Source organism: Streptomyces sp. NPDC060000, assembly GCF_042737375.1.
Classification (GTDB): Bacteria; Actinomycetota; Actinomycetes; order Streptomycetales; family Streptomycetaceae; genus Streptomyces.
This window is the reverse complement of record NZ_JBHWUU010000102.1, coordinates 1-23,814: the sequence shown is the minus strand read 5'-3', so window position 1 is coordinate 23,814 and position 23,814 is coordinate 1. Positions and strand designations below refer to the sequence as shown.

The following is a 23,814-nucleotide window of genomic DNA, read 5'->3' as shown; positions in this document are numbered from 1 at the left end:
ACGAGGATCGGACACTTCGTCATATCGCGTTGATCTTGCTCAATTTCCGTGGATCACCACCCGGTTGTGGACAACTCCACCACTCGCAGGGGTGAGCCGACCTTGAACCGGCCTCAGCGCGGTGAGACCACGACTCCCAGCAGCCCTGGGCCGGTGTGCGCCCCGATCACCGCGCCGACCTCGCTCACATGCAGGTCGGCGAGTCCCGGCACACGTGATCGCAGACGGTCGGCGAGAGCGGACGCCCGGTCGGGAGCGGCGAGATGATGCACGGCGATGTCGACCGGCGCGCTGCCCGCCCGGTCGGCCCCGAGTTCCTCCAGGCGGGCGATCGCCTTCGACGCCGTCCGCACCTTCTCGAGCAGGTCGATGCGCCCCCCGTTCAGCTGGAGCAGCGGCTTCACCGCGAGCGCGGAGCCCAACAGGGCCTGGGCGGCGCCGATCCGGCCGCCGCGGCGCAGGTAGTCAAGGGTGTCGACGTAGAAGTAGGCGGAGGTGCCGGCGGCCCGTTTCTCCGCCGCGGTGACCGCCTCGTCGACGGTGCCGCCCGTCTCCGCGACCTCGGCCGCCGCGAGCGCGCAGAAGCCGAGCGCCATCGCGACCATGCCGGTGTCCACCACCCGCACCGGCACCTGTGTCCCGCGTGCCGCGACGACCGCCGCGTCGTAGGTGCCGGACAGCTCGGCGGAGAGGTGGAGGGAGACGATGCCGGAGGCGCCGGACTCGGCGATTCTGCGGTACGTCTCGGCGAAGAGCTGGGGGCTGGGGCGCGAGGTCGTGACGGAGCGTCGCTTCTGCAACGCCTGGGCGAGAGAACGGGTCGAGATCTCGTTGCCCTCTTCAAGGGCCTGGTCGCCGAGGACGACGGTCAGGGGCACCGCGGTGATGCCATGATGCTCCATCGTCCGCTGCGGCAGGTAGGCCGTTGAATCCGTGACGATCGCGACATGGCGGGACATGACCTGGAGGTTACCTGGCGTAGCCCCCGTACGGCAGCCCGGGCCCTCGCAGCCGGACCAGCCTTGACCGAATCAAATACCCCGTCCAGCGACACCGAACCCGGGACCGCTTCGCGCGCCGAACCAAGATCCCGGAGTGCGGAAATCCCGCACCGGTATCAGGTGGTGCTCTCGGGACGCGGCTTCTTCTGCCACGGGTATGCGGGGCGCTGTCCCGGTGGGGTGATGGCGGGCCGGGTCGGCTCCTGCGCGGCGCGGTCACCTGGTGTCCCGGGCCAGGTCTGTCCTGCCGCCGAGCCGTCGGCGGTCGGCGCCTCGGGCCATGGGGGCGGCGGCGTCCGGGAGGAGGAGTCCGCCGTGGTCCAGTGCCGCAGGGCACCGGCCTCGACGTCGATCTGGGCACTGAGGGAGTCGAGGTCGTCGTCCGCGAAGCGGTGGGCACGGTCGCGGGCCGCCCAGCGCAGCGAGTCCGCCGATCCCGTGATGCGCTCGGTACGCTCCCTCAGGGAGGGCAGTCGGGCGGCGAGCGTGGCCCGGTCAGGTTCGGACTCCAGGCGCTTGAGTTCGCTGTCCAGTTCGCGCCCGTGCTCGCTGAGCCGTTGGAACAGGGCCAGGGACTCCTTGAGCGACTCGTCCTCGGTGGCGCCCGCGTACAGCGCGTCCTGGGTGGCCCGCATCGACGTGCGCAGCTTGAGCCTCAACTGGGCGATCTCACCGGCCGGTCCGAGCTGGGCGAAGGACTTGGCCCGCAGGGTGTGATCCTCGACCGTGCGACGGGCCTGGTCGATGGTGCGGTCGACGCCCCGCTTGGCGGCACCGATCACTTTCACCGTGGCGTAGGCGCCGAGCACCAGGAAGAGCACGAAGAGCAGGGCGACGACTGTGATCACTGCTTCCACCAGCTCCTCCTCGGGCCCGCCATGACATGTCCGGCGCCGCACATGGCACGCCGCACTACAAACGGTAAACGAGACGGGCAGGCCCGGAGTTCCAGAAGAACCCCGAACCTGCCCGTAGGGGACTACCCGGAGCCGCGTCCACCGGCCCGCGCTCCGCCCGTCCCCGTCACGCGTACAGCCTCGTCATGCGTACAGAGGGTCACGCGTACGGCCTGGTCACGCGTACGGCGTGGTGATACGCGCCGCCGCCCCGTCAGGCTCGAGCTCAGACTCGCGCTCAGGCTCAAGCTCAAGCTCAAGCTCAAGCCGGAACGATGTTCACCAGCTTCGGCGCCCGCACGATGACCTTGCGGATACCGGCCCCGCCCAGCGCCTTCACGACACCCTCGTCGGCCAGCGCCACCTTCTCCAGCTCCTCGTCGGAGATGGCCGGGGACACCTCCAGGCGCGCCTTGACCTTGCCCTTGATCTGCACGACGCAGGTCACGCTCTCGTCCACGACGTACGCCGGGTCGGCGACCGGCAGGTCCTGGTGGACGACCGAGTCGGTGTGACCCAGCCGACGCCACAGCTCCTCGGCGATGTGCGGGGCCAGCGGAGCGACCAGCAGCACCAGGGCCTCGGCGACGGAGCGCGGCACCGCTCCCGCCCGTCGCCCACCACCCTCAACCGAGGGGCCTGCGGCCCCGCCACTCCCATACGCCTTGGTCAGGTGGTTGTTCAGCTCGGTGATCTTGGCGATGGCGGTGTTGAAGCGCAGGCCCTCCAGGTCCTGGCGCACCCCGTCGATCGCCTTGTGCAGGGCGCGCTGGATGTCCTCGCCGGGCTCGGCGTCGACGACGGTCACCTCGCCGGTGGTCTCGTCGACGACGTTGCGCCACAGCCGCTGCAGCAGGCGGTACTGGCCCACCACCGCGCGCGTGTCCCACGGGCGCGAGACGTCCAGCGGGCCCATCGCCATCTCGTACAGCCGCAGGGTGTCGGCGCCGTACTCGGCGCAGATCGCCTCCGGGGTTACCGCGTTCTTCAGGGACTTGCCCATCTTGCCCAGCAGGCGGCTGACCTTCTCGCCCTGGTAGAAGTACGCGCCGTCGCGCTCCTCCACCTCGGCGGCCGACACCGGGAAGCCGCGGCTGTCACGGTAGACATGGGCCTGGATCATGCCCTGGTTGAACAGCTTGTGGAACGGCTCCGCGGAGGAGACGTGCCCCAGGTCGAACAGCACCTTGGACCAGAAGCGCGCGTACAGCAGGTGCAGCACGGCGTGCTCGGCGCCGCCCACGTACAGGTCGACACCGCCGTGCGGCTGCCCCTCGCGGGGACCCATCCAGTACTGCTCGATCTCCGGGTCGACGAGCTTCTCGCTGTTGTGCGGATCCAGATAACGCAGCTCGTACCAGCAGGAACCGGCCCAGTTGGGCATGGTGTTGGTCTCGCGGCGGTACGGGCGCGGGCCGGCGCCGTCGCCCAGGTCCAGGGTGACGTCCACCCAGTCCTGGTTGCGCGACAGCGGCGTCTCGGGGGACGTGTTCGCGTCGTCCGGGTCGAAGGTGCGCGGCGAGTAGTCCTCGACCTCCGGCAGCTCCAGAGGCAGCATCGACTCGGGCAGCGAGTGGGCGACGCCGTCCTCGTCGTAGACGATCGGGAAGGGCTCGCCCCAGTAGCGCTGGCGGCTGAACAGCCAGTCACGCAGGCGGAAGTTGACGGTGGCCTCGCCGATGCCCTCGCGCGCCAGCCACTGGGTGATGCGCGCCTTGGCGTCGACGACGCCCAGGCCGTCCAGCGAGATGTCGCCGTTGGAGGAGTTGATGATCTTCGCGTCGTACGACCCGAAGGCGTCCTCCCACGTCGACGTGTCGGTGCCCCGGCCGTCGGTCGGCTCGACGATGCAGCGGATCGGCAGCTCGAAGGCGCGCGCGAACTCGAAGTCGCGCTGGTCGCCCGCCGGGACGGCCATGATCGCGCCGGTGCCGTAGCCCATCAGGACGTAGTCGGCGATGAAGACGGGCACCTGCTCGCCGTTGACCGGATTGGTCGCGTACACGCCGGTGAAGACGCCGGTCTTGTCCTTGGCCTCGGCCTGGCGCTCGACGTCGGACTTCGACGCGGCCTGCGCGCGGTACGCGGCGACGGCCTCGACCGGGGTCGCGTGACCGCCGGTCCAGACGTCGTGCGTGCCCTCGGGCCAGGTCTCCGGGGTGAACTTGTCGACCAGCGGGTGCTCGGGTGCCAGCACCATGTAGGTCGCGCCGAACAGGGTGTCCGGGCGGGTGGTGAAGACCGTGATCCGCTCGCCGTCCACAGGGAAGTCGACGCGGGCGCCCTCGGAACGGCCGATCCAGTTGCGCTGCTGCAGCTTGATGGCCTCGGGCCAGTCCAGGGCGTCCAGGTCGTCCAGCAGGCGGTCCGCGTACGCGGTGATGCGCATGTTCCACTGGCGCAGCTTGGCCTTGAAGACGGGGAAGTTGCCGCGCTCGGAGCGCCCGTCGGCGGTGACCTCCTCGTTGGCCAGCACGGTTCCCAGGCCCGGACACCAGTTCACCGGGGCGTCGGAGGCGTAGGCCAGGCGGAACTCGCTCAGGACGTCGGCGCGCTCGGTGGCGGTCAGCTCGTGCCACGCGCGCGTGTGCCCCGGTACGGCACGTTCACCGGACTCGAACCGGGCGATCAGTTCGGCGATCGGGCGGGCCTTGTCCGCCTCCTCGTCGTACCAGGAGTTGAAGATCTGCAGGAAGATCCACTGCGTCCACTTGTAGTACTCGGGGTCGATCGTGTCGAACGACCGCCGCTTGTCGTGGCCCAGGCCCAGCCGGCGCAGCTGGGACTTCATGTTGTTGATGGCGGCTTCGGTGGTGATCCGGGGGTGCTCGCCCGTCTGCACGGCGTGCTGCTCGGCGGGCAGGCCGAAGGCGTCGAAGCCCAGGGTGTGCAGGACGTTGTGGCCGGTCATCCGCTGGAAGCGCGCGAAGACGTCGGTCGCGATGTAGCCCAGGGGGTGGCCGACGTGCAGGCCCGTACCGGAGGGGTACGGGAACATGTCCATGATGAACTTCTTGGGCCGGGCCACCAGCTCGGCGTCACCGGCCAGGTCGCCCTTCGGGTTCGGTGCGGCGTACGTACCCTCGGCGTCCCAGAAGTCCTGCCAGCGCGCCTCGATCTCGGCGGCCATGACAGCCGTGTAGCGGTGCGGCGCGGCCTCCGCCGGTGCGGCGGCGGCAGCGGGGTTCGTCTCGCTCATGGTCCTCAAAGCTCCATCGATCGTCTCTGCCAGCAGGTTGTCGTCCAGGAAACGAAAAATCCCCTCGCACAGGAGGGGACGCCGCGCCGATTCCGAACCGTCCGTTCACCGGCGGTCGGGACTGATCAGCGCGGCTCGCTAAGCAGAAGGCGTACAGCACGCATGGCGTTAGGGTACCGCAGGCCTTCAGCGCGCGGCGACGCGGTTTCGCGAGCCGTCAGCACGCCGCGACGCGGTTCCGCGAGCCTTGAGCAGCCTGCCGCGCGCGTACGTATGCATGGTCGCGACAACGTTGCTGCGACCGGAAGGGCGGGCCAAAACTGAACCAAGGTCAAGTGTTACTTCGCGTAACAGTAGCTAAGGGACATCACACCAGTCACATTGTCGTTTGATAACAGCGCAATAACTCAAACCTCGTACCCATCGGTATGGAGCCACTTAGAGTTCGGCAGCGGGACCGCTTTCCCGAAACTGCTCGGAGTTGCCCCCATGAACCCTCGTTCTAGTAACAGCTCGCTCCCCAAGGCCGGCCGGTCGGTCTACGGGATGGCGACGGCTGTCGTCCTGGTCCTCATACCCGTGGTCGTGCTGGTCGGCGGCGACCAGTTCCAGGCATTCCTCAACTTCGGTGCGGGCGTGCTGTCGCTGGTATGCCTGACCTGCTCGGTCATCTGGGGCCTCGTGGCCCAGGACCGGCTGATCCTCAATACCCGCCAGCGGATCCTCGCGCAGGGCGTCCACCGCGTGACCGCCGTCGGCTCCATCGCGTTCCTCGTGGTGCACATCACCGTCAAGCTGGCGCTGGAGCACACCGTCCTGATCGCCGCGCTGATCCCGTTCAGCCTGGGCATCAAGGGCAGCGCCGGACTCATCGGCCTCGGCTCCCTGGCCGCCCTCCTCATGATCTTCGTCGGCATCACCGGCGCGCTGCGCAACCAGTTCGCCGCACCCGCCGAGGTCGCCGCCCGCTGGCGCGCGATGCACATGCTGGCCTACCCGGCCCTGTGCGCCGCCCTGATCCACGGCCTGTTCGCGGGGCGCGCGGCGAAGCCGTTCTTCATGGTCTCGTACGAGCTGTGCCTGGCCGGGGTCATGGCCGCCCTCGCGCTGCGCTCCGCCCCGCGCCCGTTCAAGCGCAAGGTCGCCGACCGGATCACCACGCTCCTGGGTACGCAGGACCGCTCCGCCATGGACGGCCTCGACGCGTCACGCGCGCGTATGACCGAGACCGGATCGTCGGCACTGCCCGGCTACGAGGGCCGCTCGGGCCGCTCGCCGCTGACCGACACGATGAACTCCACCCGCATGTCGCCGTCGTCGTCCCCGTTGTACGACACGCCCGCGCCCGCCGCCCCGGAGCCCGCGAACGGCTTCGCGGCCGCCTACCGCGCCGTCAACACACCGCAGCGCGGTCAGCAGCAGCCCTACGCTGCCGACCAGACGGCGCGGATGAACCTGCCGTTCGACATCCAGGCCACCGAGGCCATCCCGCGGGTGGACAACGGCGGCAGCACCTCGGGCAGCTGGCCGATCCCGTCCCCGCCGCCGGTCGGCGAGGCGCCCCCGTCCGCCTACGACCCGCTGCAGGACACGGGATTCAACATCCCGGTCTACGACAATTCGGGCACTCCCGGGTACGGCGCACGTGATGTGTACAACACCGGTGAGACGAACCCCGCATACGGCACGTACAACCAGAACGACACGTACAACAGCGGTCCCGCCAATGAACCATCGCCCGGCGCGTCGTTCGACACGCCGGGTTCGGGCGAACCTTGGAACACGCCTTCCGGAGGCTATAGGTGAACGAGGCCCTGCCCGACGTCCCAGAAGTCCGCGTGGTCGGGCTTCCGCAGCTCACGTCGGGCTTCGACCTTGTCGAGAGACTCGACCTGCCCATGCACCTCAAGGTGCACGGGCCGCTCGAACCCCTGGGCGGAGAGGCGCTCGCGAAGCTCTCCGAGAACATCAACCTGAAGGGCCGCGGCGGCGCGGGCTTCCCCTTCCACAGGAAGCTCCGCTCGGTCGCCGAGGCGGCGATCAAGCGCGGTGTACGGCCGGTCGTCGTGGTCAACGGCAGCGAGGACGAACCGGCCTGCCGCAAGGACACGGTGCTCATCAACCGTGCCCCGCACCTCATCCTGGACGGCGCGCTGCTGGTAGCGGAGGCGCTGGGTGCCCGCACGCTCGTGGTGGGGGTCACCCGCGAATCGACCCAGCGCTCCATGGAGGCCGCGCTCGCCGAGCGCGGCCTCAGCAACGGCCGCAGGTCGGCGCTGAAGGCATCCGTCCAGCGCAACCCGATCCGCATGGTCACCGGCGCCGCGGCGTCGCTGATCCGCTCCATCGACGGCGGCCCGGCGGTCCCGCCCGGCCGCAAGGTCAGCGCCTCGCAGAACGGTGTCGGCGGTGCGCCGACCCTGCTGTCCAACGCCGAGACGTTCGCCCAGTTGGCCATCGCCGCGCGCATCGGCCCGGAGCGCTACGGCAACACCGGCCTGTACGACGAGCCCGGCACCGTCATGCTGACGGTCTCCGGGGCGGTCGCCCGCCCGATGGTGATCGAGGTCCCCACGGGCGTGCCGCTGCGCTACGTCCTTCAGCTCGCCGGCGCCCCGCCGGTGCCCCAGGGCGTGCTGACCGGCGGCTACCACGGCAAGTGGATCGACGCGGCGACGGTCAACGAGGCGATCGTCTCCCGCAACTCCCTCGACGCGGTGGGCGGGGCGCTCGGCGCCGGCGCGATCCTGCCGATCAGCCAGGAGACGTGCCCGCTGGGCGAGTCCCTGCGCGTGGCCCAGTGGCTGGCCGACGAGAGCGCGGGACAGTGCGGCCCCTGCTACCTGGGTCTGCCGGCCGCCGCGCGCGGCATGGAGGACATCATCAACGGCGGCGGCCCGGCCGCCCTGGAGGCGCTCAAGCAGGTCGCCAAGAACGTCAAGCGCCGCGGTGCGTGCTCGCACCCGGACGGCTCCGCGATGTTCCTGGAGTCGACCATCAAGGCGTTCACCGACGACCTGGCCGCGCATGTGCTCGGCAACGGCTGCGGACGGCCCGTGGAGGGCGTTCTGCCGCTCTTCGAGGCCGGCATGGCCCCGGCGGGCATCACGAGCGGCAACGCGCCGGAGGAGAGCGGCTCGAGCCGCCAGAAGATCTTCGTCGACTGGACGCTGTGCCGTGGCCACGGTCTGTGCGCCGACATCCTCCCGGAGGTCTTCCAACTCGGCGCCGACGGCTTCCCGACCGTCGCGCAGGCCAAGGTGCCGCAGTACGCGGAGGCGAAGGCACTGCGCGCGGTACGCCGCTGCCCGGCGCTGGCCCTGCGCGTCGAGGAGGACACACGCGCACAGGCGCCCGCCCGCAATCTCCCGGTCCTCTCCCAGGGCCGCGGCCGCCGCGCCCTCGGCCGCTGAGCGGTACGACGACGACAGGGGGCCGCCCGAGAACAGGCGGCCCCGGTCCGGGCGACCCTGACGGAACGTCCGAAGACGAACGCCGAACGCCGAACGCAAAAAGATCCCGCCGGATCGAATCCGATCCGGCGGGATCTGCTGTGGAGCTAAGGAGAATTGAACTCCTGACCTCCTGCATGCCATGCAGGCGCTCTACCAACTGAGCTATAGCCCCTCGTGGTCGAGCAGCGAAGCTGCCTACCGACCGTGTCGCCCGGTTTCCCCGGCGGCGACGCCAACATTACCGGCCCGGAGGGTGGACCACCAAATCGTTTCCGCCCTGTCCGTTTTCAGTCGATACGGGAGATCGAATGGAACACGACGTCGAGCGGCGCGCGGATCGACGGATGTGCGGTCAAGCCGTGCGCGGTCAAGCGGTGACGAACGAATAGAAGCGCTTGAGCGTGCAGTGTTCCTCGAGGAGCCGTCCGTAGATCGGCTCGCCCTCCAGCTCACGGTACGTCTCGATCGGGTCGCCCTTTATGATCAGCGCCCGCGCGCATTCCTCGCACCAGTACTGGTAATCGGGGTTGACCGGCTCCATGTCACGGACGATCGGGGTGCCGCTGCCGCACCAGTCGCACTTCCGCCTGTGTGCACCCATCGATCAGCTCCAGCTGTGGCCGCAGGCCGTGCACACGTAGGAAACTCCGCCGTTGTCACCGAGAACCTGGGCCACATGACCGGAACCACAGGAGGGGCAGCTGAGCCGGGTGGCCTTGTCCGGTGTCACCGCCGCTTCGGAGAGGTGACCGACCTCTCCGAGGATGCTCGCAGGCATCGCTACTCCCTCCCGTCGGGCCGCGCTCCCTTCCGGCCGTTTGATTCTGCCACGGCCGGGCCAATACGGTCAGCGACGCCTCAGTACCAGTCCGGACACGGCACCCGGGGCTGGTGTCGTAGCGAGCGCGAACATGCATGTGAGAAGCGCTTCCGCAGAGGTATACGCCTCCGGGGCCCCAAGTGACTCAAGCCGGTCGAAGAACAGTGTGGCGAACACCTCGACGCGGACCGGCGTGCCGGGCTCGCAGGCGAGGGCGGCGCCCAGGAGCACGAGGCCCGGCCGGTCCATCCCGCGCGCCCCTACCCGCGCCCCTACGCCGGACGCCGGCCGGTGCTCATCAGGTCGGCGGCCAGAGTGCGGCCACAAAAAATCCCGCCCCCTGAGGGACGGGATCTTCGTGTCGATCTGTGGAGCTAAGGAGAATTGAACTCCTGACCTCCTGCATGCCATGCAGGCGCTCTACCAACTGAGCTATAGCCCCTCGCGTTCCTCCCGCTCGGCGGGCGAACAAGAAGAACTTTAGCCTGCGACCTGCCGGAAAGTGAAATCCGGGTCCCGGCGGCCGCACGGCTCTCAGTCGTCGTCGCCGAGCACCGGCTCGGGCAGGGTGCCGGCGTTGTGCTCGAGCAGGCGCCAGCCCCGAGCGCCCTCGCCGAGGACGGACCAGCAGCAGTTGGAGAGACCACCGAGGCCCTCCCAGTCCTGGGCCTCCAGACCGAGGAGACGGCCGATGGTGGTCCGGATCGTGCCGCCGTGACTGACGACGACGAGCGTGCCGTCCTCGGGCAGCTTCTCGGCGTGCCGGAGCACTACGGGAGCGGCGCGGTCGGCGACCTCGGTCTCCAGCTCGCCGCCGCCCCGGCGGACCGGCTCACCGCGCTTCCAGGCGGCGTACTGCTCGCCGTGGCGGGCGATGATCTCGTCGTGCGTCAGCCCCTGCCAGTCGCCCGCGTACGTCTCGCGCAGGGCCTCGTCATGGGTGACCTCGAGGCCGGTGAGGGCGACGAGCTCGGCGGCCGTGTCCGCGGCCCGCGACAGGTCCGAGGAGACGATCGCGTCGGGCTGGAGCGAGGCGAGCAGCCGGGCGGCGCGGCGGGCCTGGGCCACGCCGGTCTCGGTCAGCTGCACGTCCGTCGTGCCCTGGAAGCGGCGTTCCACGTTCCAGGCCGTCTGGCCGTGCCGCCACAGGATGACGCGGCGGCCCCGGCCGGGCCCGCGGTCCGCGGCGGTCGGCGCGGCAGCACTCACCGCAGGTCCTCGAATCCGGCGGCGTCGTCCTCCTCGGCCTGCAGCTTGGCGTGCTCCTGGGCCTTGCCGCGGGTCGCCTTGGCGTCGGCGGGCAGCTCCAGCTCGGGGCAGTCCTTCCAGAGCCGCTCCAGAGCGTAGAAGACACGCTCCTCGCTGTGCTGGACGTGGACGACGATGTCGACGTAGTCGAGCAGGATCCAGCGGGCGTCGCGGTCGCCCTCCCGGCGCACCGGCTTGACGCCGAGCTCCTTCTGGAGGCGCTCCTCGATCTCGTCGACGATCGACTTGACCTGGCGGTCGTTGGGCGCGGACGCCAGCAGGAAGGCGTCCGTGATCGACAGCACGTCGCTGACGTCGTAGGCGATGATGTCGTGCGCGAGCTTGTCGGCAGCCGCCTGCGCGGCGGACTGGATGAGCTCGATGGAGCGGTCAGTGGCGGTCACTACGTGGCTTTCCGTCGGCGGACACTTGTCCCCAAGGGTCTCACGGACCGCCGACGGCACCCCACGTGCTGGAGGGATCACCCGCGCGGGGGCCGCTCACGTCCGTCCCCCGCGGGTGCTCTCAGCCGGCCGACCCGGCCGAGGAGGGCTTGTAGTCCTCGCCCAGGACGACCGCGACGTCGGCGTTCGCCGGGACCGTGCCCTTCTTCACCACGTCGTCGTCCAGCCCCAGGGTCTTGGCCACCTCGGTGGCGTTCGCCTTGCCGGCGGCGTCCCCGTAGAGCACCTGGGAGGCCGTCTCGGTGTCCGAAGGGGTGGCCGCCTCCAGGAAGGTGAAGCCGCCGTTGAGGAGCACCACGCGCGCGTCCTCGGTGTTCCCCTTGGTGCCGCTGGCGTTCTGGACGGAGACGCTGACGGCCGCGTCCTTGTCGGGGCTCTTCGCCGCGCCGCCGAGGACGTCCTTGACGACGCTCGCGCTGGCCTCCGCGTTGAGGGTCCCGTCGGTCTGGACGGGCAGCAGGGCGGTCCTGTAGTCGCCGCCCTTGGCGAGGTCCGCGAGTTTGGCCAGGAAGGCGCCGAGGTCCTTGTCGGTCAGCGAGGGGTCGAGGATCTGCGCAAGGGTCTGGACGGTGACGGTGGCGCCCTGCGCGTCGGACGACACCTTGCGCAGCACTCCCTGCATGACCTGGCCGAACCGCTCCAGCTGGGCGTTCTGGGCCTCGCCCGGGGCGCGGTAGGTGGCATAGGCGACGGCCGCCTTGCCGCTGAGTGTCTGGTTCTCGCCCTTGTTGACCAGGGGCGCCCCGCCCTTCTTGGCGGCCGGGTCGGGCACGGCCGCGTCGGTGTCGACCTCGATGTTGCCGACGAGGTCGACGAGGTTCTGGAGGTAGGGCGTGTCGAGCCGCCAGGTGCCCTCGATGTCGGTGCCGAGGACGGTGTCCAGCGCGTCGCGCGTGCCGGCCGAGCCGTCGTCGTCGACGGACTTGGCGAGGGTCGTCGTGGTGCCGTCCTCGTCCGTGATGACGAGGGAGTTGGGCAGCAGGACCGTGGCGGCCTGCTTGGTGCCGGCGTTGTCGACGAGCAGCGCCGTGGAGGTACCGCCGCCGGCGGTGTTGTGCAGATGGACGACGACCACGTCACGCTTCTGCGCCGCGCCGGCGGTCGTGGTGCCGGTGCCGGAGTCAGAGGACGACGAAAGGCCGGGCAGCTTCCCGGCGTACCAGAGGTAGCCCACTCCGCCGACCGCGACCAGCGCGAGGACCACGACGAGGGCGACGACGCGGCTGCGGGCGCGGCGCTTGGCCCCCTCACGGCGCTCGGTGCGGTTCTCGGTGAAGTTCAGCCAGTCGATGACGTCCTCGGAGTCGCCGTCGGGCTCCTCCACGAACGCGAACTGCTCGGTCCCGTAGTCCGGTCGGGGCTGCTGCCCGGAGGTCTCGGACGCGCCGCGGCCGTCCGCCGGCGCGCCGGCCCGCCCGCCGTCGTCGGCCGCTGCGTCGGTCTCGACCGGACCGCTCTGCTGCGGGATGTAGGCGGTCTGCCCGGCCGCACGGGGTTGTTCGACCCGGGGCTGCTGTCCGCTGGTGGCGGTCTGCCCGTAGGGGTCGTACGGGGCCTGCGTCGCGGTGCCGTAGGGGTCGTGGTCGTAGCCGACGGGAACCTGCCGACCCGTGTCGTACGGGTCGTAGGCGGGCGTGGGCGGCTGCTGACCGGTGTCGTACGGGTCGTAGCCGGGCGTCTGCTGCTGCCCACCCGTGGCGTACGGGTCGTAGCCGTACCCCTGCTGCACCTGGGGCTGGTGCGTCTGCTGCCCCTGCTGCACCTGGGGCTGGTGCGTCTGCTGCCCCTGCTGCTCGTACGGGTCGTAGGACTGCTGCGGCATCTGCTGCGCCGGGACCTGTCGGTAGACGGGCTGCCCGAACTCGTCGTAGCCGACGAGTTCGTACTGGCCGCCCCCGTAACCCGCGTCGTATCGGTCGTTCACCGGTACCCCTCTCGGCTCACTCGCCGCGGTACAGCTCGCGCTTGTCGATGTAGCGCACGACTCCGTCCGGCACCAGATACCAGACGGGGTCGCCCTTGGCGACTCTCGCACGGCAGTCTGTGGAGGAGATGGCGAGCGCGGGCACCTCGACGAGCGAGACACCGCCCTCGGGCAGACCGGGGTCCGTGAGGTTGTGTCCCGGCCGCGTGACGCCGATGAAGTGCGAGAGGGAGAACAGTTCCTCGCTGTCCCGCCAGGTCAGGATCTGCCCCAGGGCGTCGGCGCCGGTGATGAAGAACAGGTCGCTCTCTAGGTTGAGGGCCCGCAGGTCGCGCAGCGTGTCCACGGTGTAGGTGGGGCCGCCGCGGTCGATGTCGATACGGCTCACCGAGAACTGGGGGTTCTCGGCGGTCGCGATGACCGTCATCAGGTAGCGGTCCTCGGCCGGGGAGACACTGCGGTGGGTCTTCTGCCACGGCTGGCCGGTCGGGACGAACACGACCTCGTCCAGGCGGAACTGCGCGGCGACCTCACTGGCCGCCACGAGGTGTCCGTGGTGGATCGGATCGAACGTCCCGCCCATGACGCCGAGGCGTCGCCTGCCCGGGTTCGACGGGCTGGTAGGCATGTCCTGCTCTCCCATGCGTGCAGACCCTACCGGCCCGGTCCGGGGGCCCCGGTCGGCCGATGCCCGGAGCGCCCCGCTATGCCGGACTGCCCGTCGGTGAACACGTGGTGGCTCAGCGGTCGCGGTTGAAGCGGGTGGTGATCCACAGCAGGAGCAGCAGGATGAGGAACGCGCTGCCGCCGGTGACATACGGGCTGAGGCTCTCGTGGTTGCCACCGTGCTCCTCGCCCTCGGCGGCGAGGGTGACCAGCTGGGCAGCGGCGCTGTGAAGGCTCATCTTCGGCAGGACCTATCCGATGGTGGTCCCCCCGCTCGAGCGAAGCCGAGTGTGGGGGAGGGCGGAATAAAGACGTCGGCCCATCGTAAGCGGGCGGCCGCGCGGCGATCACGCCGACTCCGCCATCGGGAACCTTCCCGGCGGCTCAGTCGTCCTTCCGCTTGTAGCCCCGCAGCAGGAACCACGCGGTGAGCGCACAACCCAGAATCATCACGACCAGGACGACCCGGAGCAGATTCCCCGCCCCCTGGTGCTGGGCGGCGTCGGCGGCTTCGGTGAGCCAGGCGGCTGCGGGGTGGTGCTCCATGGTGCGGGACTCCTTCGGTGTAGTGCCCGTCCAAGGTAACTCCGCCTAGGCTGGGCTCTGCTTCGGGGGCGCAAAGGGCCGCACAAGGGCCCGCAAAGGGTCAGACAGAGGCCACACAGCAGGTAGCGGCCACACAGACGCACATGGGGGAAGACATGTCCGACGACGGCCACCAGCAGAGCGGCACCGGCCAGGAGAACGCGCCGAGCAGACAGCGCCGGCGCTTCCCGGGGATCTCCTCACGTGCGTACGAGCACCCCGCCGACCGCTCCGCCCTGGTGGCGCTGCGCAAACTGAGCGGCTTCGACACCGTGTTCAAGGCGCTCAGCGGACTGTTGCCCGAGCGAAGCCTCAGGCTGCTGTTCCTGTCCGACTCGGTGCGGGTCTCCGACCAGCAGTTCGCGCACCTCAACGACATGCTGCGGGACGCCTGTTACATCCTGGACCTGGAGAAGGTCCCGCCGATGTACGTCACCCAGGACCCGCAGCCCAACGCGATGTGCATCGGTCTGGACGAGCCGATCATCGTCGTCACCACGGGGCTCGTCGAGCTGCTCGACGAGGAGGAGATGCGCGCGGTCGTCGGCCACGAGGTGGGCCATGCCCTGTCCGGGCACGCCGTGTACCGCACGATCCTGCTGTTCCTGACGAATCTGGCGATCCGGGTCGCCTGGATCCCGCTGGGCAACCTCGCGATCATGGCGATCGTCACGGCGCTGCGCGAGTGGTTCCGCAAGTCGGAACTCTCCGCCGACCGGGCGGGTCTCCTGGTCGGCCAGGACCTGAAGGCCTCGATGCGCGGCCTGATGAAGATCGCCGGCGGCAACCACCTGCACGAGATGAACGTGGACGCGTTCCTGAAGCAGGCCGAGGAGTACGAGGCCGGCGGCGACCTGCGCGACTCCGTGCTGAAGATCCTCAACGTGCTGCCGCGCACGCATCCCTTCACCACCGTGCGCGCGGCCGAGCTGAAGAAGTGGGCCGAGTCCCGCGACCACCAGCGGATCATGGACGGCCACTACCCGCGGCGCACCGAGGACAAGGACACCTCGGTGACGGACTCCTTCCGCGAGTCCGCCGCCCACTACGCGACCAGCGTCAAGAGCTCAAAGGACCCGCTGATGAAGCTGGTCAGCGACCTCGCGGGCGGGGCCGGCGACCTGGGCGGCCGGGTGCGGCGCGGCTTCGGCGGGTTCGCGGGTTCGGCGCCGGCGGAGGACCAGCCGCCGAGAAACGGCTCGGACGGCTCGGACGGACCGACGGACACGCCTCCGCGCACCCAGGACTGAGCCGAGACCGTCGGAGCCCCCGCAAGGACGACCCGGATTCACACCTTCGGCTGCGCGCTCGTCGCGAGCGATCCGCACAGGGCCGTCACACCGCCCGTCGCATAGGGGTCCGTGCCGGCCGGGCCACCCGTCTTCGCGGTCTGGCCGGCGAGCAGGGGAAGCAGGTGGTTCGTGGAGTCCTCGGCGCAGGACAGCGGGCCGGCCTGGACGTAGGACACGATCAGCTGGACCTGGTGGGTGCGCAGGTCGGTGCGGTCGAAGCGGAAGTGCAGCTCGCGGCGGACGGTCAAGAGGGAGGCCGCGGTATCGACACCGGCACCGGTCGGCCGCAGCGCGTAGACGAAGGTGTGGTCGGCGGTGACCTCGAGGGTCGAGGAGTCGGTCTCGGCGGCCTGGAGCGTGCCCTGGACACGGATCCTGTCGTCGGCCAGCTGGGCCTTGGCGGGGTCGAAGCGGACCAGCCAGCCGGTCGGCGCGTGCCTGCCGTCGGCGGCCGGGTGGCTGAAGCTCTCGTCGAACTGGTCGAGCTGGTCGGCGACGATGAGGGTCCGCACGGGCCGGACCTGCTGCCGGGTGAGCACCTCCGGATAGAGGGAGGAGTGCACGATGTACTCCTTGGCCGTGGTCAGGGCGGTGACGACCTGGCTGTCGGAGAAGTGCGCGGTGCGCCGGGAGGCGGGCAGCGGGATGCCCTCGGCGCCGATGCGGAACTGTGCGGCGGGGCTGTGCGCGAACAGCGACTCCGGGTCGGCCGCCCCGGGCACGACGCCCAGCGGGGAGAGCGGGATGACGGTCATCCGCAGGGGTTCGACGGACCGGCGCATTTCAGAGCTCTCGTAGGGGTTTCGCACGCCCATGTAGACGGCGGTGCCGAAGGCGACGGCGATCAGCACGACCAGGATCAGCACCTGCCGCGACAGGCCCCGGCGCAGGGGTGGTCGGCGGCGGACGGCGGGCGCGTGGTCGGCCATGCGCTCCTGCGCGGAGAACTCCTGGATGCGGGCAGCGCGGACAAACGATTCGTCGAAGACGACGGATCGGTACTCGTCCTCTCCACCTCCGGATGTGCCCTCGGGTGTCCCCTCCGGTGGGTCTCCAGGCCCGGCCATACTTTGAGAGTAGGTCGCGCGGACCCCGGGTAAACGCCCCGCCGTACCACAACTTCTGACGGGCGCTCAGGGCGTGCGCGGCACCGCCGGGACGGGTGGCCGGGAGTTGTCGGCGGACGCCGAGGGCGGCGGCACACTCCCCTGTTCGAGACCGGTCGTGGCGGGCGACGGCACCTGGTCCCGGCTGCTCGAGGACGCGCCCCGGTAGACCGCGGCGAAGGCCAGCGCGACCATGCCGACACCCATCACGAGGGCGAGCATCCAGGCCACGGGGCGATGCCAGCGGACCTGTCTGCCATACGCACCGGTTACGCCGTAGCGGCGCTTCCAAGCTTCGGGGAGGTCGGCGTCGTCCAGGTCGTCGAGGTCCGGATCATGGCCGAAATCGCCGGGTCCGTCGGAACCGTAGGTGTCGTCGTGGCGATCGCCCCGGGCGCGGGCGCGGCGAGCCTCGCTCTCGGAGGCCTCGGCTCTCGCCTCGGCGGCGGCCAGGAGGCGTTCGACGGCGGTCGGCTCGTGCACCACGGCCGCCTTGACGAAGGCCTCGTCGAAGACCACGGAGGCGAACTCTTCGTCCGACACCCCGCGGTCGTGGTCGTCGTCGGGCTCCCAGCCGTCGGGAAACGGCAAACCCCCCACGTCCTCCGGCACAATTCCAGAGTAGACCTGGGGGGTCGGTTTGGGCAGGCGGTAGGCAGATTCATCCGCCGGATGAGACGCCTCTCACGACGTCCCGGGAAGGCCTCAGCGCCGTACGTGTCCGTCGCCCGTGACGATGTACTTGGTGCTGGTCAGCTCCGGCAGGCCCATCGGGCCCCGGGCGTGCAGCTTCTGGGTGGAGATGCCGATCTCCGCACCGAAGCCGAACTGGCCGCCGTCGGTGAAGCGGGTGGAGGCGTTCACGGCCACCGTGGTGGAGTCGACCAGCTGGGTGAACCGGCGGGCGGCCTGCTGCGAGGTGGTCACGATGGCCTCGGTGTGGCCGGAGGTCCACAGCCGGATGTGCTCGACGGCCCGGTCCAGCGAGTCGACGACGGCGGCGGCGATGTCGTAGGAGAGGTACTCCGTCTCCCAGTCCTCGGGCGTGGCCTCGACGACGGTCGCCTTGGAGTCCTGGGCGTAGGCCAGCACCCGCTCGTCGGCGTGCACGGTCACGCCCGCGTCCGCGAGGGCGTCGAGGGCGCGGGGCAGGAACCGGGGGGCGATGTCCTGGTGGACCAGGAGGGTCTCGGCGGCGTTGCAGACGCTGACCCGGTGCGCCTTGGAGTTGATCAGGATGTCGATCGCCATGTCGAGGTCGGCGTGGGCGTCGACGTAGACGTGGCAGTTGCCGGTGCCGGTCTCGATGACCGGGACGGTGGACTCGGTGACGACGGTCCGGATGAGCGAGGCGCCGCCGCGCGGGATGAGGACGTCGACCAGACCGCGGGCGCGCATCAGCTCGCGCACGCTGTCGCGGCCCTCGCCGGGCACCAGCTGCACGGCGTCGGCGGGCAGTCCGGCCCCGCCGACGGCGTCGCGGATCACCCGGACGAGAGCGGTGTTGGACTCGTGGGCGGAGGACGAGCCGCGCAGCAGAACGGCGTTGCCGGCCTTGAGACAGAGCGCGGCGGCGTCCACGGTGACGTTCGGGCGGGCCTCGTAGATGATGCCGACGACGCCGAGCGGGACGCGGACCTGACGCAGGTCGATGCCGTTGGGGAGGGTGGAACCGCGGACGACCTCACCGACCGGGTCGGGCAGCGCGACGACCTCGCGGACGTCCGAGGCGATGGCCCGCACCCGCTCCGGGGTGAGGGTCAGCCGGTCGACGATCGCCTCGCTGGTGCCCGCCTCGCGCGCCTTGGCGATGTCCTTCGCGTTGGCCTCGACGATCTCGCTCGTACGGACCTCCAGCGCGTCCGCGATGGCGAGCAGCGCGTCGTCCTTGGCGGCCCGGGGCAGCGGCGCGAGGTCGGCGGCGGCCGCCTTGGCGCGGTAGGCGGCGCGGGTTACCGGGGACATGGAGTCGTACGGCGAGAGCGTGGTCATAGGGGAAGGGTAGTGCGCCGCGCGGGCCGCTTCACCGTTCGTTCCACACCCCGAGATGTGCCGGGTCCCGGTGTCGCGGAACACCCGCCGGACCGCCCGCCGAAGCGGCTTCGGGACTGCCTTCGGGACTGCCTTCCGGATTCCTTCGGGACCGTACGCCGAAGCACCCACCGGAGCGCCTTCCGGGCCGTCCGCCGAAGCACCCGTCGAACCAGCTACCGGACGCACTCGCCGAGCACCTGACGGAACACTGCGGCGCGCGTACCGGTGACCGCTTCAGTAGGGGTGGACGCCGACCGGGGTCGCCGGGGCCGGGCCGTAGCCCTCCGCGATGCGCTGGTGGTAGGTCTGGCGGTCGATGACCTCAAGGCCGACGATCTCCCACGGCGGCAGTCCGGCGGTCTGGCGGTGCTCGCCCCACAGGCGCAGGGCGACGGCCGCCGCGTCATGCAGGTCGCGGGCCTCCTCCCAGTACCGGATCTCCGCGTGGTCGCCCGCGTATCTGCTGGTCAGGAGGAAGGGGTGGTCATGGGCGAGCTGCTCGAGGGCCCGCCGGACCTCCGGCAGCGGAGCCTCCCCACCGGAGACGCTGAGCGTGACATGCCACAGCCGCGGGACATCCACGGGCTGCCCGGCCTTCGACTCGGCGCCCTCCTGGGCCAGGTACCGCTCGCCGGCCGCCACACTGGTCAGGGCCCGCTCCTCGCCGGGCGCGCGCGAGGGCGCCTGGCCCGTGGCGCGTGCCGACGCCGGGCCGCCCGTACGCGGCGACGCCGAAGCCGATTCGCCGGTACTCCCACGGGCCGCTGCCACCCCAGGGCGCACTCGTCTCACGACGGCCTCCTTTACGCAGCGCTCGTGCGGAATCTGTCCCTGGAACAAAGTTGAGCAGGCCGCACGGCTCCGTGGGGCGGTTTCACGGAACGTCCCCCACCGGTACGGACCGTTCGAGCGGGTTTACGGGTGCAGGATCACCAGGTCGTCCCGGTGGACGACCTCACGCTCGTACTCCGCCCCGAGCTCCTTGGCCAGTTCCCTGGTCGACCGCCCGATCAGCTGGGGGATTTCCTTGGCGTCGAAGTTGACGAGGCCGCGGGCCACCGCGTGCCCCCGGGTGTCGCGCAGTTCGACGGGGTCGCCCGCGCTGAACTCGCCCTCGACGGCGGCGATCCCGGCCGGCAGCAGTGAGGTGCGCCGCTCGACGACCGCGCGCACCGCACCGTCGTCCAGCGTCAGGGAGCCCTGCGGGGTCGAGGCGTGCTGGAGCCACAGCAGCCGGTCGGCGGAGCGCTTGCCGGTGGGGTGGAAGTAGGTTCCGGTGTCCCCGCCGGTGAAGGCGTCGGCCGCGTGGACGGCGCTGGTGAGGACCACGGGAATGCCGGCGGCGGCCGCGATCCGGGCGGCCTCGACCTTGGTGACCATGCCGCCGGTGCCGACGCCCGCCTTGCCGGTGCTGCCGATCTCGACGTGCGCGAGGTCCCGGGGGCCCCGCACCTCGGCGATGCGCGAGGTGCCCGGCCTGCCCGGGTCACCGTCGTAGACGCCGTCGACGTCGGACAGCAGGACCAGCAGGTCGGCGCGGACGAGGTGGGCGACGAGGGCGGCGAGCCGGTCGTTGTCGCCGAAGCGGATCTCGTCGGTGGCCACCGTGTCGTTCTCGTTGACGATGGGGAAGGCGCCCATCGCGAGCAGCTCGTCGAGGGTGCGGGAGGCGTTGCGGTGGTGGGCGCGCCGGCTCATGTCGTCGCTGGTCAGCAGCACCTGGCCGACGCGGACGCCGTGGCGGGCGAAGGAGGCGGTGTAGCGGGCCACGAGCAGGCCCTGGCCGACGCTCGCCGCGGCCTGCTGGCGGGCCAGGTCCCGGGGCCGGCGGCGCAGGCCCAACGGGGCCAGACCGGCGGCGATCGCACCGGACGAGACGAGAACGATCTCCTTCTCGCCGCCGCCCCCCCGTCTTCCACCACCACCCTCAGCCGAGGCCCTTCGGGCCACGCCCACGTTCCGGCTCTTGGCGAGGACGTCGACGAGCGCGTCGACCCGGTCGGCGTCGAGCCCGCCGGAGGCTGTGGTCAGCGACGAGGAGCCGACCTTCACGACGATCCTGCGGGCCTCGCTCACGGCCTGCCTTGCCCCTGCCACCTTGTTGTTCGCCCCTTGCGTAGGTCGACGGCTGCCCGTCCGGCAATCTACGCGAACGGGGGCGGAGGCCGCGCGGGGTTTCACTGCGCGGACAGACCTGTCCCGTAATCGTTTGCTCACGCTTTGCGTACGGCAAAAAGGTTGCACTGGTTCCCCATGGAATTTGAAGAGAACACAAATTTATTTTGAAGTTTGTGTCACCTACAGTTCGCCCTGTGAAGCGCATACTCCTGAGATCGGGGAAGAGCCCCTTCGACGTCGTCCCGGTGGAGGAGGCCCTCCACCGTGACGTGATCGCCACCAACTCCGGCAACCTGATCTTCAGTGATGCCGCGCACAAGATCCTCACCACGCCGGACTCCGAGGTCTTCTCGAACGGCATGCGGACCGATGTGAACGCGGCGGCCCGGATCAACGAGGAGTACGACGCCTTCGTCGTGCCGCTCGCCAACGCCTTCCGGCCGACCTTCGAGCAGTCGCTCAAGCGGCTGACCGGGCTCATCGGCAAGTTGAAGATCCCGGTCGTGGTGATGGGCGTGGGTGCCCAGACCGGTGTGACCTACGATCCGGCGCGGCTGAAGCCGATGGAGCCCAGCGTGCGCGCATTCTGCGCGGCGGTGCTGGAGCGCAGCGCCTCCATAGGCGTGCGGGGCGAGTTCACCGAGCAGTACCTCACCGACATGGGCTTCCGGGACGTCGAGGTCATCGGCTGCCCGTCGATGTTCATGTACGGCGACCGGCTGCCCGTCGAGAAGAAGACGGCGACGCTGACCGCGGAGTCGCGGATCGGCATCAACGGTTCGCACACCGCGGTGCGCGGCGGCGGTCTGCACAAGGTCATCACCCGCACCCACGAGCGCTACCCGCACCTGCGTTACATAGGCCAGAACCTCACCGACGCCAGGCAGCTGCACTGGCGGGACGTGGACTCCCCGGCCGGCCGGATCACCGAGATGCCGACCCACCCCGACCACCCCAAGTACCGGGAGGACAAGGCCCGGGTCTACATCGACCCGATCACCTGGATAGACGACCTGCGGGACTTCGACTACTCGTTCGGCTCGCGCATCCACGGCAACATCGCGGCGCTGCTCGCGGGCACGCCCGCGACCGTGCTGGCCTTCGACTCGCGCACGCTGGAGCTGTGCCGCTACTTCGAGATACCGCACCGGCTGCTCAGCGAGGTGCCCGCGGATCTCGACCCGGCCGAGCTCTACGAGGAGGCCGACTTCACCGGGCTCACCGGCAACCACAAGAAGCGCTTCGACCGGTTCACCGCGTTCCTGGACAAGAACGGGCTGCCGAACACCTTCACCCACGGCGACGGCGGCGAGGCCTTCGACAAGAAGCTGCGCTCGCTTTCCTTCCCGGCGGGCGTGCGCCCCTGGAACGACGCCGACCTCGCCTCCCTGGCCGGCCGGTTCGGCTGGCTCCAGCAGCGCATCACCGAACTGGACTCGCACAACGCCCAGTTGACGCGGGACCTGGCGAAGAACCGGTCGGGCGCGAAGGCCGCCAGGGCCGCCGCGGTCATGCCCGCACCGTCGATCTACCGCCGCGCGAGGCGCGCGGTCGGAGGTCCGCTGCGCCGTGCGCTGAAGCCCGGCAAGTAAGCCGCCCGGCCGACTGCCCGGAGCACCGCGCCGCCCCGGAGCACCGCGGCGGCCGACGGGTCCGCACGCGCCTCTCCCTCAGACGGCCGCGGTGCCGCCCGGTCGCACCGGGCGCCGGCGCAGCTTCCGGCGCACCTTGCGGGTGAACCCGCGCAGGAAGTTCTCGGTCGGGTCGCTGCGCCAGCCCGGGAACTCCTTGGCCTCGCGGGGCTCGGCGAGGTAGATCCGGTCGGGGAGGCCGGCCGTGCGGGAGCCGTAGTGCGGGTAGGCCAGGTAGAGCTGGGTGTTGCGCTTCTTCAGGATCGGCGTCGGCGCGGTCTTGGCCTTGATGAACTCGAGGACGTCCACGAGGAGCTCGGGGCGCTGCCGGGCCACCAGTTCAAGGCGCAGCCGCTCGTGGACCCGGAGCCGCTGGGCGACGCCCTCGTTCCAGTAGGCGTCCATCAGCGGCTTGGCCAGCTCCATCTTGGTGCGCCGGATCTCCTCGTCGTTCCTGAGGAAGACGGGCCCGAACTGCGGCAGCACGGTGACGAGGAAAGGGCGGACCATGAGCACGTCCCGCTTGGCGCCTGGCGGGACGAGTCGCTCCAGCAGGCCCATCAGGGCGCGCGCGGAGTCGAAGCGCAGGGTGTAGCTGCCGGTCTTCGTCACCTGCTTGCCGTCGGTGCGGCCCACCAGGTAGTAGCAGGTGTAGTCGGCGACCACGGAGACGCCGTCGGCCCGCAGATAGGCCTCCATCGTGAACAGGGCGTCCTCGCCGGTCCACAGGGACTCGTCGAAGGTCATGCCGTGGCGCTCCAGGAACTCCCGCCGGAACAGCTTCTGCGCGCTGAGCGTGAACTTGATGTTGGAGGAGTAGACGTCCGTGCGGTCGAGGGTCTTGCCCCACATCGACTTCGGGGGGTTGCGGTTGATGCCCTCGACCCGGCCGAGGACCACGTCCGTGCCGTTGCGGTCGGCCATGGCGACCATGCGCTCCATGGCCTCGGCGCCGAGCCGGTCGTCGGCGTCGAGGAAGAAGACGTAGCGGCCGGTGGCCTTGGAGAGGCCGACGTTGCGCGGGCCGCTGGGGCCGCCGGAGTTTGCCTGGCGGACCACCGTGACGGCCATGGGGGCACGGGCCGCGAACTCCTCCAGGTACTCCCCGGTGCCGTCCTGGGAACCGTCGTCGACGGCGATGACCTCCAGGCGCGCCGCGTCCAGGGTCTGTGCCTCGACCGACGCCAGGCACTCGACCAGGTACGGCATGGCTTCGTACGCCCCGATGACCACCGTGACGTCAGGCTGCGCAACGGTCACTTTTCCCTCTCAGCACACACCGGTTCCCCCATATGAACGCTTTGGATACCCGGTAGACGGTGGATGAACGGGGCGGGTTGCCTGGGTTTCGGTAAGTGTTCCACATCACATGATG

Annotated in this window: 21 protein-coding genes and 2 tRNA genes; 4 read left to right on the top strand and 19 right to left on the bottom strand. The window is 70.3% G+C overall.

Annotated elements, in window-relative coordinates:
* Positions 1-113: 113 nt before the first annotated feature.
* The 3 genes from ACFWBB_RS37555 to leuS all read right to left on the bottom strand — a co-directional run bounded on the left by ACFWBB_RS37555 (position 114) and on the right by leuS (position 5,096).
* Complete coding sequence (locus ACFWBB_RS37555) at positions 114-959, bottom strand: DegV family protein (RefSeq protein WP_385282146.1); 846 nt, start codon at positions 957-959, stop codon at positions 114-116.
* A 158-nt stretch (positions 960-1,117) separates the two neighbouring features.
* Positions 1,118-1,858: a hypothetical protein gene (locus tag ACFWBB_RS37550; RefSeq protein WP_385282143.1), complete on the bottom strand. Its 741-nt coding sequence runs from the start codon at positions 1,856-1,858 to the stop codon at positions 1,118-1,120.
* A 301-nt stretch (positions 1,859-2,159) separates the two neighbouring features.
* Positions 2,160-5,096: a leucine--tRNA ligase gene (leuS, locus tag ACFWBB_RS37545; protein ID WP_385282140.1), complete on the bottom strand. Its 2,937-nt coding sequence runs from the start codon at positions 5,094-5,096 to the stop codon at positions 2,160-2,162.
* A gap of 546 nt (positions 5,097-5,642) precedes the next feature.
* Here leuS and ACFWBB_RS37540 point away from each other — a divergent pair.
* The gene (locus ACFWBB_RS37540) at positions 5,643-6,902 is read left to right on the top strand and encodes a cytochrome b/b6 domain-containing protein (protein ID WP_385282170.1); all 1,260 of its coding nucleotides are present in this window, start codon (positions 5,643-5,645) and stop codon (positions 6,900-6,902) included.
* The gene (locus ACFWBB_RS37535) at positions 6,899-8,509 is read left to right on the top strand and encodes an NADH-ubiquinone oxidoreductase-F iron-sulfur binding region domain-containing protein (RefSeq protein ID WP_385282137.1); all 1,611 of its coding nucleotides are present in this window, start codon (positions 6,899-6,901) and stop codon (positions 8,507-8,509) included. The genes ACFWBB_RS37540 and ACFWBB_RS37535 overlap by 4 nt, the downstream gene beginning before the upstream one ends.
* 141 nt (positions 8,510-8,650) lie before the next feature.
* On the opposite strand, the gene ACFWBB_RS37530 is transcribed toward ACFWBB_RS37535, so the two are convergent.
* The 10 genes from ACFWBB_RS37530 to ACFWBB_RS37485 form a co-directional block, all read right to left on the bottom strand.
* Positions 8,651-8,723 (bottom strand) — tRNA-Ala (locus ACFWBB_RS37530).
* A gap of 195 nt (positions 8,724-8,918) precedes the next feature.
* The gene (locus ACFWBB_RS37525) at positions 8,919-9,152 is read right to left on the bottom strand and encodes a hypothetical protein (protein WP_003976229.1); all 234 of its coding nucleotides are present in this window, start codon (positions 9,150-9,152) and stop codon (positions 8,919-8,921) included.
* A gap of 3 nt (positions 9,153-9,155) precedes the next feature.
* Positions 9,156-9,329, bottom strand: coding sequence for a hypothetical protein (locus ACFWBB_RS37520; protein ID WP_385282133.1), 174 nt, complete (start codon positions 9,327-9,329; stop codon positions 9,156-9,158).
* Positions 9,330-9,740: 411 nt separating this feature from the next.
* Positions 9,741-9,813: transfer RNA gene (locus ACFWBB_RS37515), tRNA-Ala, on the bottom strand.
* A gap of 92 nt (positions 9,814-9,905) precedes the next feature.
* Positions 9,906-10,580 (bottom strand): histidine phosphatase family protein, encoded by a 675-nt coding sequence (locus tag ACFWBB_RS37510; RefSeq protein ID WP_385282130.1) that lies wholly within the window; start codon positions 10,578-10,580, stop codon positions 9,906-9,908.
* Entirely contained in the window at positions 10,577-11,023 is a 447-nt protein-coding gene (gene rsfS / locus ACFWBB_RS37505) for a ribosome silencing factor (protein WP_385282126.1), read from the bottom strand. Before rsfS ends, ACFWBB_RS37510 begins: the two co-directional genes overlap by 4 nt.
* A 121-nt stretch (positions 11,024-11,144) precedes the next feature.
* The gene (locus ACFWBB_RS37500) at positions 11,145-13,007 is read right to left on the bottom strand and encodes an LCP family protein (RefSeq protein WP_385282123.1); all 1,863 of its coding nucleotides are present in this window, start codon (positions 13,005-13,007) and stop codon (positions 11,145-11,147) included.
* Positions 13,008-13,023: 16 nt separating this feature from the next.
* Positions 13,024-13,650, bottom strand: coding sequence for a nicotinate-nucleotide adenylyltransferase (nadD, locus tag ACFWBB_RS37495; protein ID WP_385282120.1), 627 nt, complete (start codon positions 13,648-13,650; stop codon positions 13,024-13,026).
* A gap of 97 nt (positions 13,651-13,747) precedes the next feature.
* Positions 13,748-13,912, bottom strand: a complete 165-nt coding sequence (locus tag ACFWBB_RS37490; RefSeq protein ID WP_385282118.1) for a hypothetical protein — start codon at positions 13,910-13,912, stop codon at positions 13,748-13,750.
* Positions 13,913-14,057: 145 nt separating this feature from the next.
* Positions 14,058-14,219, bottom strand: a complete 162-nt coding sequence (locus ACFWBB_RS37485; RefSeq protein WP_385282115.1) for a hypothetical protein — start codon at positions 14,217-14,219, stop codon at positions 14,058-14,060.
* A gap of 155 nt (positions 14,220-14,374) precedes the next feature.
* On the opposite strand from ACFWBB_RS37485, the gene ACFWBB_RS37480 reads away from it, so the two are divergent.
* Positions 14,375-15,508, top strand: a complete 1,134-nt coding sequence (locus ACFWBB_RS37480; RefSeq protein ID WP_385282167.1) for a M48 family metallopeptidase — start codon at positions 14,375-14,377, stop codon at positions 15,506-15,508.
* A gap of 38 nt (positions 15,509-15,546) precedes the next feature.
* Here ACFWBB_RS37480 and ACFWBB_RS37475 read toward each other — a convergent pair whose 3' ends face one another.
* The 5 genes from ACFWBB_RS37475 to proB form a co-directional block, all read right to left on the bottom strand.
* The gene (locus tag ACFWBB_RS37475; protein ID WP_385282112.1) at positions 15,547-16,617 is read right to left on the bottom strand and encodes a hypothetical protein; all 1,071 of its coding nucleotides are present in this window, start codon (positions 16,615-16,617) and stop codon (positions 15,547-15,549) included.
* 66 nt (positions 16,618-16,683) lie between these two features.
* Entirely contained in the window at positions 16,684-17,268 is a 585-nt protein-coding gene (locus tag ACFWBB_RS37470; protein ID WP_385282109.1) for a hypothetical protein, read from the bottom strand.
* A 93-nt stretch (positions 17,269-17,361) separates the two neighbouring features.
* Entirely contained in the window at positions 17,362-18,648 is a 1,287-nt protein-coding gene (locus ACFWBB_RS37465) for a glutamate-5-semialdehyde dehydrogenase (protein ID WP_385282106.1), read from the bottom strand.
* A gap of 276 nt (positions 18,649-18,924) precedes the next feature.
* Positions 18,925-19,482 carry a hypothetical protein gene (locus ACFWBB_RS37460; protein ID WP_385282103.1) on the bottom strand — a complete coding sequence of 186 codons (558 nt, stop codon included), beginning with the start codon at positions 19,480-19,482 and terminating at the stop codon, positions 18,925-18,927.
* 123 nt (positions 19,483-19,605) lie between these two features.
* Positions 19,606-20,787: a glutamate 5-kinase gene (proB, locus tag ACFWBB_RS37455; protein WP_385282100.1), complete on the bottom strand. Its 1,182-nt coding sequence runs from the start codon at positions 20,785-20,787 to the stop codon at positions 19,606-19,608.
* Positions 20,788-21,002: 215 nt separating this feature from the next.
* Between proB and ACFWBB_RS37450 the strand changes: the two genes are divergently transcribed.
* A complete protein-coding gene (locus ACFWBB_RS37450; RefSeq protein ID WP_385282097.1) occupies positions 21,003-22,400 on the top strand; it encodes a polysaccharide pyruvyl transferase family protein in 1,398 nt (465 codons plus the stop codon).
* A 78-nt stretch (positions 22,401-22,478) separates the two neighbouring features.
* Here ACFWBB_RS37450 and ACFWBB_RS37445 read toward each other — a convergent pair whose 3' ends face one another.
* On the bottom strand, positions 22,479-23,699 hold the full coding sequence (locus ACFWBB_RS37445; RefSeq protein ID WP_385282094.1) for a glycosyltransferase family 2 protein: 1,221 nt from the start codon (positions 23,697-23,699) through the stop codon (positions 22,479-22,481).
* Between the last annotated feature and the right edge of the window lie 115 nt (positions 23,700-23,814).